The sequence below is a fragment of the Chelativorans xinjiangensis genome, from assembly GCF_009812055.1.
In the GTDB taxonomy this organism is placed as follows: Bacteria; Pseudomonadota; Alphaproteobacteria; order Rhizobiales; family Rhizobiaceae; genus Chelativorans; species Chelativorans xinjiangense.
On the sequence record NZ_WQNH01000009.1, the window covers coordinates 30,772 to 40,175 of the forward strand.

9 protein-coding genes are annotated in these 9,404 nt (G+C 66.3%); 5 read left to right on the plus strand and 4 right to left on the minus strand.

Annotation, left to right across the window (positions count from 1 at the left end):
• The first annotated feature begins 10 nt into the window (after positions 1-10).
• Entirely contained in the window at positions 11-1,861 is a 1,851-nt protein-coding gene (locus GM910_RS08375; RefSeq protein WP_159587073.1) for an ABC transporter ATP-binding protein, read from the plus strand.
• A gap of 2 nt (positions 1,862-1,863) precedes the next feature.
• Entirely contained in the window at positions 1,864-3,744 is a 1,881-nt protein-coding gene (locus tag GM910_RS08380; RefSeq protein WP_159587199.1) for an ABC transporter ATP-binding protein, read from the plus strand.
• Between the two features lie 68 nt (positions 3,745-3,812).
• On the opposite strand, the gene GM910_RS08385 is transcribed toward GM910_RS08380, so the two are convergent.
• Entirely contained in the window at positions 3,813-4,004 is a 192-nt protein-coding gene (locus GM910_RS08385) for a hypothetical protein (protein ID WP_159587074.1), read from the minus strand.
• Between the two features lie 92 nt (positions 4,005-4,096).
• Here GM910_RS08385 and GM910_RS08390 point away from each other — a divergent pair, with 92 nt between their 5' ends.
• Both GM910_RS08390 and GM910_RS08395 read left to right on the plus strand, forming a co-directional pair.
• Positions 4,097-4,996 carry a LysR substrate-binding domain-containing protein gene (locus GM910_RS08390; protein WP_159587075.1) on the plus strand — a complete coding sequence of 300 codons (900 nt, stop codon included), beginning with the start codon at positions 4,097-4,099 and terminating at the stop codon, positions 4,994-4,996.
• Positions 4,997-5,084: 88 nt separating this feature from the next.
• Positions 5,085-5,270, plus strand: a complete 186-nt coding sequence (locus tag GM910_RS08395) for a DUF1059 domain-containing protein (protein WP_159587076.1) — start codon at positions 5,085-5,087, stop codon at positions 5,268-5,270.
• 320 nt (positions 5,271-5,590) lie between these two features.
• Here GM910_RS08395 and GM910_RS08400 read toward each other — a convergent pair whose 3' ends face one another.
• Genes GM910_RS08400 through GM910_RS08410 form a run of 3 tightly spaced genes read right to left on the minus strand, consistent with a single transcriptional unit; the run spans position 5,591 to position 8,129 of the window.
• The gene (locus tag GM910_RS08400; RefSeq protein WP_159587077.1) at positions 5,591-6,856 is read right to left on the minus strand and encodes a CCA tRNA nucleotidyltransferase; all 1,266 of its coding nucleotides are present in this window, start codon (positions 6,854-6,856) and stop codon (positions 5,591-5,593) included.
• Positions 6,853-7,494 (minus strand): CoA pyrophosphatase, encoded by a 642-nt coding sequence (locus GM910_RS08405; RefSeq protein ID WP_159587078.1) that lies wholly within the window; start codon positions 7,492-7,494, stop codon positions 6,853-6,855. The genes GM910_RS08400 and GM910_RS08405 overlap by 4 nt, the downstream gene beginning before the upstream one ends.
• Positions 7,491-8,129: a DUF1285 domain-containing protein gene (locus tag GM910_RS08410; protein WP_159587079.1), complete on the minus strand. Its 639-nt coding sequence runs from the start codon at positions 8,127-8,129 to the stop codon at positions 7,491-7,493. Before GM910_RS08410 ends, GM910_RS08405 begins: the two co-directional genes overlap by 4 nt.
• A gap of 251 nt (positions 8,130-8,380) precedes the next feature.
• Here GM910_RS08410 and GM910_RS08415 point away from each other — a divergent pair, with 251 nt between their 5' ends.
• On the plus strand, positions 8,381-9,403 hold the full coding sequence (locus GM910_RS08415; protein ID WP_159587080.1) for an AAA family ATPase: 1,023 nt from the start codon (positions 8,381-8,383) through the stop codon (positions 9,401-9,403).
• The last annotated feature ends 1 nt before the right edge of the window (position 9,404 follow it).

Genomic DNA, 9,404 nt, shown 5'->3' on the forward strand with positions numbered 1-9,404 from the left:
GATTAAGACGATGCTGAGCTGGTTCGAAAGACGCCTTCCCCCCTTTCCGGCCGATGAGCCGGAGGAGCCGCCGAAGACGCTGATCGCCTTCTGCCTGCATTTCATCAAGGGCGCCTGGGGGTATCTGACGCTCCTGGCGATCCTGACGGCGACGATCGCGATTACCGAGGTCTGGATGTTCTCCTTCCTCGGCAACATCGTCGACTGGCTGGCGGACCGGAACCGGGAGACATTCCTAGAGGAGGAGGGCTGGAAGCTGGCGGGTATGGCCTTCGTCATCCTGGTGTTCCTGCCCCTGACGGTGGTCCTCCACTCGTTGACCAACCATCAGGTGCTGCTCGGCAACTTCCCCATGCGCATCCGCTGGCAGGTGCACCGCTATCTGCTCAAGCAGTCCATGACCTTCTACCAGGACGAGTTTGCCGGGCGCATCGCCACAAAGCTGATGCAGACGGCGCTCGCCGTGCGCGAATGCGTCATCAAGCTGATCGACGTGTTGAACTATGTGACGGTGTATTTCGCCGGCATGCTGTTCATCGTGGCATCCGCCGACCTGCGGCTGGCGGCCCCGCTCGCAGTCTGGCTCGTCGGCTACATCGTGCTCCTGCGCAACTTCGTGCCGCGGCTGGGGCGCGTGGCCAAGGAACAGGCCGACGCACGCTCCGTCATGACCGGCCGCGTGGTCGACAGCTACACCAACATCCAGACGGTGAAGCTGTTCTCCCATGCCCGCCGCGAGGCGGCCTATGCGCGGGAGGGCATGTCCGGCTTCCTGAAGACGGTCTACAAGCAGATGCGGCTGGTGACGGGGCTCTACGGGCTGCTTTATCTGCTCAACTCGCTGTGCCTGTTCACCGTCGGCGCCTTGTCCATATGGCTGTGGATGGGTGAGGTGGTGTCGATCGGCGCCGTTGCCGTGGTGCTCGGTCTGGTCCTGAGACTATGGGGCATGTCGCAGTGGATCATGTGGGAAATGACCATGCTGTTCGAGAACATCGGTACCGTGCAGGACGGCATCGGCTCGATCTCGCTGCCGCGCGTGGTCGACGACCGGCCGGACGCCAAGGAACTGCGGGTCGACAAGGGCGAGATCGCCTTCGATCGCATCCGCTTCCACTACGGCAAGAAGGGCGGCGTGATCGAGGACCTGTCGCTGACCATCCGGCCGGGCGAGAAGGTGGGGCTCGTCGGCCGCTCGGGTGCCGGCAAGTCGACGCTGGTCAACCTGCTCCTGCGCTTCTACGACCTGGAAGGCGGGCGCATCCTGATCGACGGGACGGACATCGCCGACGTGACGCAGGATTCGTTGCGCGCACAGATCGGCATGGTCACCCAGGACACCTCGCTGCTGCACCGTTCCGTGCGCGACAACATCCTTTATGGCCGGCCTGACGCCGACGAGGCCATGGTGCGCGAGGCGGCAAGGCGCGCCGAGGCACTGGACTTCATCAAGGACCTGTCCGACATAAAGGGACGGAAAGGGTTCGACGCCCATGTCGGCGAGCGCGGCGTCAAGCTGTCAGGCGGCCAGCGCCAGCGTATCGCCATCGCCCGCGTCATGCTGAAGGACGCGCCGATCCTGATCCTGGACGAAGCGACGTCGGCGCTCGATTCGGAAGCTGAAGCCGCGATACAGGAGAACCTGGCGACGCTGATGCAGGGCAAGACGGTGATCGCCATCGCCCACCGCCTGTCGACCATCGCAGCGATGGACCGGCTGGTGATCATGGACGAGGGCCGCATCGTCGAGGAGGGTACCCACGACGAGCTGATCGCCAGCGGCGGCATCTACGCCCAGCTCTGGCAGCGCCAGTCGGGCGGGTTCCTCGACGTCGAACAGGCGGCGGAGGCAGCGGAGTGACGATGGACGCGGACGAAGGAAGGCAAGGCCTGAACGAGCGCCTGTGGCGGCGCGCCGAAGGGGTGATCGACCCCTTCGGCGACACCGAGCGCGAGGTGCTGCCGACGGATGCGTTCAGGTTCATTCTCTTCTTCGCCACCCAGGCCAAGTGGCCGTTCGTCCTTCTCCTCGTCATCGGCGGTCTGGCGGGCGTGGTGGACGCCGGGCTTTATTGGGGGCTGGGCAAGCTGATCGACCTGCTCGACACCTCGACGCCGACCACCCTTATCGCCAACCATTGGCCGATGCTTCTGGGGCTTGCCTTCCTGGTGCTTTTCGCGCGTGCCGGCGTCATGCTCGTCAACACGGTGATCGAGGAGCAGGTGATCGCGCCCTCCTTCTATCAGCGGGTGCGCTGGCAGTCCTTTCGCCGCGTGATGGACCAGCCCTACGAGTTCTATCAGAACGACTTCGCCGGCCGCATCGCCACCAAGATCATGCAGGGCGGCGAGGCGACGGGCGACTTCATCGTCTCGGCGCTGCAGACCATGTGGAGCTTCTTCACGTTCCTGCTGCTTGCCGGCACCATCCTGACCGCACTCGACCCCCTATTGGGGCTGGTGCTCGGGCTATGGTTCGCGGCCTTCGTGATCGCCGCGCGCTACCTGCTGCCGCCGCTGCGCGAGGCCGGCAGGTGGCGGGCCGACGAGCGCTCGATCCTCAACGGCCGCATGGTCGACGCCTTCACCAACATCATGGCCGTCAAGCTCTACGACAGCGGACGGCGCGAGCACGCCTATGTGCGCGACGGCATGGCCCGCCTGCTCAAGGCCGTGCGCACCCTGACGCGCGCCATCACCCGGGTGCGTGCCGCCGTCTTCATCCTGAACGGCATCATGATGACGGCCGTCGGCACGCTCGCCGTCATGAGCTGGATGAACGGCAACGCCTCGACCGGCGAGATCGCCGCCGCCATGGGCCTCGTCTTCCGGCTCAACCAGATGTCCGGCTACATGATGTTCTCCGTCAACGGGCTCATCCGCGCCTATGCCACCGTGCAGGACGCCACCGGCGTGATCTCGCGCCGGCCGGCCATCCAGGACGCGCCGGATGCGCGGGCGATCGCCCACGCGACAGGCGACATCCGCTTCGAGAACGTCACCTTCAACTACGGCAGGAAGCGCGGCGTTCTGGAGGAGCTGACCCTTCACATCCGCCCCGGCGAGCGTGTCGCCCTTGTCGGCCCCTCGGGAGCGGGGAAGACGACCATCGTCAACCTGATGCTGCGGCTTTTCGACATCGAGGGCGGCCGCATCCTGCTCGACGGCGAGGACATCCGCGAGGTTACGCAAGCCTCGCTGCGCGCCCAGTTCGGCGTCGTCAGCCAGGAGCCGATGCTGATGCACCGCTCGATCCGCGACAACATCGCCTACGGCAAGCCGGGCGCCAGCGAAGCGGAGATCGTGGCCGCCGCCAAGCGGGCCTCGGCGCATGATTTCATCCTCGAGGTTGCCGACCTCAAGGGCCGCACCGGCTATGACGCCCATGTGGGCGAGCGCGGGGTGAAGCTCTCGGGCGGGCAGCGCCAGCGCATCGCCATTGCCCGCATGATGCTGAAGAACGCGCCGATCCTCATCCTCGACGAGGCGACCTCGGCGCTCGATTCGGAGATCGAGGCGGTGATCCAGGAGAACCTGGGACGCCTGATGGAGGGCAAGACCGTGGTCGCCGTGGCCCACCGCCTCTCCACCATCGCTGCGCTCGACCGCGTGATCGTGCTCGACGAGGGCCGCGTCGTCGAGGAAGGCTCGCACCAGGAGCTGATCGCGCGCGGCGGACTCTATGCGCAGCTGTGGAAGCGCCAGTCGGGCGGGTTCCTGGGCGAGAGGCTGGCGGCGGAGTAGGCGATTTGCCAAGGCGCGGCACTGGTGCTTCTCCGGGAGCAGTGCTCAAGCCGCGGCCGATATCTCCCTCAGCGCTCACATACGCCCGTCTTGCGCTGAAGGGGCAAATCCGCAAGTTCCCCTGGGCTCATACGGGCAATGTCGGGATGCGACAGGGGATCGCGGTGCCATCTCTCCTCATCCGCATAGTTCTCGATCACCTGGAACTGCTCCATGCGGCGACGGAGGTGGGCGGCAATGCTCAAGAAAAGTTGCATCATGGATTTGTCCTCCAAGTTTCATGCGAGGAGAATCCGGCCAAAACACCATGATTTCAATGGAGATTGCCTGCAGATTACTTTAGAAAGGCTATATGCAGAACCTGAACCGCGTCCATCTCAACGCGCTGCGCGCCGTCGAGGCGGTGCTGCGGCTCGGCTCGCTGGCGGCGGCTGCGAACGAGCTTGGCGTTTCCATCGGCGCGGTGAGCCAACATGTCATCCGCTGCGAGCGCCAGCTCGGCCAGGGCGTCTTCGACCGAACGAAGCGCGGGCTGGTGCCGACGGCCTTCGGGCGGCAGATCGCCGGGCGGCTGAACGAAGGCTTCGGCAACCTTGACGAGGCCGTGGCCGCCGCGCGGCGGCACGCCGACAACGTGCTGACCATCTCGGTCGCGCCGGTCCTCGCGTCGAAGTGGCTGGTGCAGCGGCTCGCGGGTTATTCGCGGCAGCACCCTCAGATGCGGCTCAGGCTCGATGCCTCGGTGGCGCTGGTCAATCTCGACGCTTCCGACATCGACCTGGCGATCCGCGTCGGCGAAGGCGGCTGGCCGGGGGTGAACGCGGAGTTCGTGCTGGCGCAGGAGGTCTTTCCCGTGTGTGCGCCGGCGCTGGCGGAGCGGCTGAAGACGCCGCGCGACCTTATTTCCGCGCCCATCGTGCGCGACGCCAACTCGACCATAAGCTGGGACGTGTGGCTTGCCCCGCACGGGCTCGCCGACAAGGACCTCGGCGAGGGCAGCGCCTTCACGGATGCCTCGCTGGCATTGGATGCAGCGATCGCCGGCCAGGGGGTGATGCTCGCATGGCAGACGCTCGCCCACGACGCGCTGGCCGCGAATTGTCTGGTGCGCCCGTTCGAGGGGTTGGCCGAGACGAAGTTCGGCTATTGGCTGGTGACGTCGAAATCGCGGCCGGAGCCGAAAAAGGTCAAGGACTTCAAGGCATGGCTTCGCCAGGAGATCGCCGCCACGGCTTCCGCCTATAAAACGTAATCGCGCGCCCTGTCCGCTCTCGGCCATGCGCCCCATATCGTGCTATATTGTCGGCTTCCGCCGACGCGAAACGAAGGAGGATCGAACGATGAAAGAATTTCATTGCGGATCGCTTGTCCCCGGTTGCGACTGGCACACGAGGCATGAGGAGGAGGCGGAGGTCATCCGCCGCGCCGTCGAGCATATGCGCGAGGCCCATGGCGAGACGATCATCCGCGAAAGCATGATCGAGGCGATCCGCTCGCGCATTACCCAGGAGAGGGATGCGGCATAGCGCCGTATCCTCCCTCCCACTCGAAGTGGCAAGGCATCGCATAGTTCGTGTATGACCCCCACCCTCCATCTCTCCCCTCAAGGGGGAGGGCTATCGCATATGGATGGAGTCTTTGTTCGGCTTCGCCGGCCCCCCACCCCTCACCCCTCCCCTCAAGGGGGAGGGGAATTCTGAGGCGTCGGCGCCCCCTCCCCTTGAGGTGAGGGGTAGGGGTCCGGCGAAGCCGAACAAGACCCTATCCACATACGATGTCGAGCGGGGCCGGGGCGACCCACCCGGCCCGTCGCTAGCGCTCCGGTTCACCCTCCCCTTCGACAAGCTCAGGAGGGAGGGGATGAACGTGCAGCTTTTTCCAACAGCTCCTTGCGTGTCATCTTGAAGCCGGAATCGACCCAGGCCTGCTCCAGCTTGGCGAGCAGTGCGCCGAGCTCTTCGCCGGGCGCGTGACCGGCGGCGACGAGGTCTTTTCCCTTGACCGGCAGGACCGGTCGTTCCCAGCGCCCGAGGATGTCGATCAGGCGCTGGGAGCCGGCGGCTTCGATAAGCGCCTTGTCGTCCTCTGCTGCGCGGGCGCGGGCGGTGGCGAGTGCCAGACGCAAGCGCTTGTCGATGCCTGCGAGGCTGCCGCGGTAGAGCAGCTTCGCGAAATCGGCTTCGCCGAGCGCGGGGTCGGGAAGAGGCGCCTCCGCCCAGGCGACCAGGCAGGACGCCTCGGCTTTCGACAGCCGCAGCCGCGCGGCAAGCGCCTTAAGGCGCCCGGCATCGGGCGGCAGGATGGCGGCCAGCCTCAGCAGCGGGTCCGGCGGCCATGAAAGCGCCTGCTCCACGGCCATTAGCGGGTGGATCGTGTCGATACCCCATTTCTCGCTTTCCGGCAGCACCATGGTCAGCGCGTTGGTCGTGCGCATCCACAGAAGCGCCCGCGAGGGGTCGGGGGCGGAAAGCAGCTTTCTGAGTTCGCTCCAGACGCGCTCGGCCGAAAGCCGGGCAAGGCCCTCCTTGAGCCGGGCGCAGGCTTTCAGGCCCTCGGCGTCCGGCCGGCCGGAGCCGTACCAGGCGAAGAAGCGGAAGAAGCGCAGGATGCGCAGGTAATCCTCGCGGATGCGCGTTTCGGCATTGCCGATGAAGCGCAAGGTGCTTGAATTGAGATCGTCGAGGCCGCCGACGAGGTCGACCACGCGCCCGTCGGCATCGGCGTAGAGCGCGTTGATGGTGAAGTCGCGGCGTTCCGCGTCGCTCTTCCAGTCGCGGCCGAAGACGACGCGCGCGCGGCGGCCGTCGGTCTCCACGTCGGCGCGCAAGGTGGTGACTTCGTAGGGTTTTCCCTTGGCGACGACGGTCACCGTGCCGTGCTCGTAGCCCGTGGGGACGACCTTGAAGCCGGCAGCCTCCGCCCGCCGCGTCGTCTCGTCGGGCGCGGTGGTGGTGGCAACGTCGACGTCGGTCACCGCCTGGCCGAGGAGTGCGTTGCGCACCGCGCCGCCGGCAATCCGCGCCTCCTCGCCGTCCGCGTTGAGAACGGCAAGCAGCGCCTGCAGGCCCGGTTCACGCAGCCAGTCGGCGCCGGCGATGGTGGCGGAGGTCATTGCGCGTAGAGCCTTTCATAGAGCATGTGCAGGATGCCGGCGGTGACTCCCCATATGAAGCGGTCACCGTAAGGCATTGTATAATAAAAACGTTCCCGCTCCTGCCAGATGCGGCTTTCGCGCCGGTGGTTGGCCGGATCCATGAGGAAGGACAGCGGCACCTCGAACGCGGCATCCACCTCGTGCGGGTTGAGGGACAGCCGGAAGCCGGGTTCCACGACCGACAGGATCGGCCGGATGCGATAGCCGCTGCCGGTCGCGTAGTCGGGCATGCGGCCGACGATTTGGATGCGGGCGGGGTCGAGGCCGATCTCTTCCTGTGCTTCGCGCAGGGCGGCATCCTCGGGCGAGGCGTCGGTGGGATCGATGCGCCCGCCCGGCAGGGCGATCTGGCCGGAATGGCTGCGCAGATTGGCGGTGCGCTGGGTGAGGATGACGGTGGTCTCGACGCCGTGATCGACCACCGGAACGAGGACGGCGGCGTCATGCAGGCTGTCGCGGATGATGAGGTGCTTCAGGTCCGGGTTGAGGCGATGGTCGCCATAGGCGTCGGGATCGTGCTCCGGGTCCTGCGCGGCCGCGCGGCGGCGGAATTCTTCCGCCGAAAACAGGCCTTTGGTGCCGGTCGGCTGGGTCATTCGGAGAGCGCCTTGAGCTTTTCGGCGGGCATGATGGGGAAGACGGCGCCGCCGGAGCGGACGGCGAACATCGCCCGGCCGCCGATCTCCACCTCCTCGCCCAGGGCGGCGAGCTCGTACATGACGGGGCGCGCCACCAGCGCCTCCAGCCGTCCGCGCACGAGGACGTAGGGCTTCATGCCGCCGGTGCCGTCCTCGTCGACGAAGCGGATGGGGTGGTCCGGGCCCGCCTCCACCACGTCGCCCACATTGGTGCGGAAGGTCAGACGCTGATTCCCGCCCTTGCCCGTGGCAACCATCTCGACGGCGAGGAAAGGCGCGTCCTCGACGCGGATGCCGACTTTTTCCACCGGCGTTACGAGGTAGGTCCTGCCGTCCTCGTCCTTGCGCAGAACGGAAGAGAAAAGCTGCACCAGAGGCATGCGGCCGATGGGCGTGCCGAGATAGAACCAGGTGCCGTCGGCTTTGATTTCCATGTCGAGGTCGCCGCAGAAGGCCGGATTCCAACGCTCCACGGGGGCCGCGCCCTTGCCTGCGCGCGCCGCGCGCGCGATCAGCGCCGACAGCGCGCCGGCATCGGCGGCCTTGGCGAAGGTGCCTTCGTCGGCGGAACTGTGGCGGGGTGCAGGGGTCATGGTCACGAAATAGTCACTGTTCTTCGGCTTGTCAGCCTTATGAACTGATTTAAGCTCCCTAGTGGTCTGACCCAAACAGATGTACCCATCTGTTTGGAGAAGTCAGCCCACAAGCGATTAATCTGGTGGGGCGATTTGTCCTGACAGATGGGTACTATCTGTCAGGATCGCACCATTAGGGTGGCAATGCTGCGTACCCTGAACCATGTATCGCAGACTGGGCCAGTTCGGCAAAGCAAGGAAAAAGCCGCATGAGCATCATCGCCAGGGACAGCCAGGCCGGCATCATCGGTGCCAGCGAGAAGGAAATGGTGGCGCAGGCCGAAACCGCCCTTGCCGACATCGCCCGCGTGCGCGAGGGCGTCGGCCGGGTGATCTTCGGCCAGGAGATGGTGGTCGAGCGGGTGCTGGTGGCGCTCATGGCCGGCGGGCATGCGCTTCTGGTGGGCGTGCCGGGCCTCGCCAAGACCAAGCTCGTGGAGACGCTCGGCATCGTTTTGGGCCTCGACACCAGGCGCATCCAGTTCACGCCGGATCTGATGCCATCGGATATCCTCGGCTCCGAGGTGATGGAGCAGGACGAGAAGGGCCGCCGCGGCTTCCGCTTCCTGCCCGGGCCGATTTTCGCCCAGCTTCTGATGGCCGACGAGATCAACCGCGCCAGCCCGCGCACCCAGTCCGCGCTTCTGCAGTCCATGCAGGAATATCACGTGACGGTGACGGGCCACCGCCACGACCTGCCCTCCCCCTTCCACGTGCTGGCCACCCAGAACCCGCTGGAGCAGGAAGGCACCTACCCGCTGCCGGAGGCCCAGCTCGACCGCTTCTTGATGCAGGTCGACATCCTGTACCCGGAACTGGAGGCCGAAAAGCGCATTCTTCTGGAGACGACAGGCGTCGAGGAGGCGCGGCCGGAGAACGTGCTGGCGCCGGAAAGGCTGAAGGAAGTGCAAACGCTCATCCGCCGCATGCCGGTGCCTGAAAGCGTGGTGGAGGCCATTTTGGCCCTGGTGCGCTCGGCCCGCCCCGGCCTCGGCCATCCCGAGACGGACCGGCACGTGGCCTGGGGGCCGGGCCCGCGCGCCAGCCAGGCGCTGACGCTGTGCGCCCGCGCCCGGGCGCTCTATGACGGGCGGCTTGCCCCGTCGGTCGACGACGTGCGCGCGCTGGCCGAGCCGGTGCTGCAGCACCGCATGGCGCTCACCTTTGCCGCCCGTGCCGAGGGCATGAGCGTGCGCGACGTCATCGCCCGGCTGGTCAAGGGGCTCGGCTGAT

Bases quoted from the DNA above. Each gene is read 5' to 3' on its own strand.
- GM910_RS08380 (WP_159587199.1), top strand. From the start codon at position 1,864: ATGGACGCGGACGAAGGAAGGCAAGGCCTGAACGAGCGCCTGTGGCGG.
- GM910_RS08390 (WP_159587075.1), top strand. From the start codon at position 4,097: ATGCAGAACCTGAACCGCGTCCATCTCAACGCGCTGCGCGCCGTCGAG.
- GM910_RS08385 (WP_159587074.1), bottom strand. From the start codon at position 4,004: ATGATGCAACTTTTCTTGAGCATTGCCGCCCACCTCCGTCGCCGCATG.
- GM910_RS08415 (WP_159587080.1), top strand. From the start codon at position 8,381: ATGAGCATCATCGCCAGGGACAGCCAGGCCGGCATCATCGGTGCCAGC.
- GM910_RS08375 (WP_159587073.1), top strand. From the start codon at position 11: ATGCTGAGCTGGTTCGAAAGACGCCTTCCCCCCTTTCCGGCCGATGAG.
- GM910_RS08400 (WP_159587077.1), bottom strand. From the start codon at position 6,856: ATGACCTCCGCCACCATCGCCGGCGCCGACTGGCTGCGTGAACCGGGC.
- GM910_RS08395 (WP_159587076.1), top strand. From the start codon at position 5,085: ATGAAAGAATTTCATTGCGGATCGCTTGTCCCCGGTTGCGACTGGCAC.
- GM910_RS08405 (WP_159587078.1), bottom strand. From the start codon at position 7,494: ATGACCCAGCCGACCGGCACCAAAGGCCTGTTTTCGGCGGAAGAATTC.
- GM910_RS08410 (WP_159587079.1), bottom strand. From the start codon at position 8,129: ATGACCCCTGCACCCCGCCACAGTTCCGCCGACGAAGGCACCTTCGCC.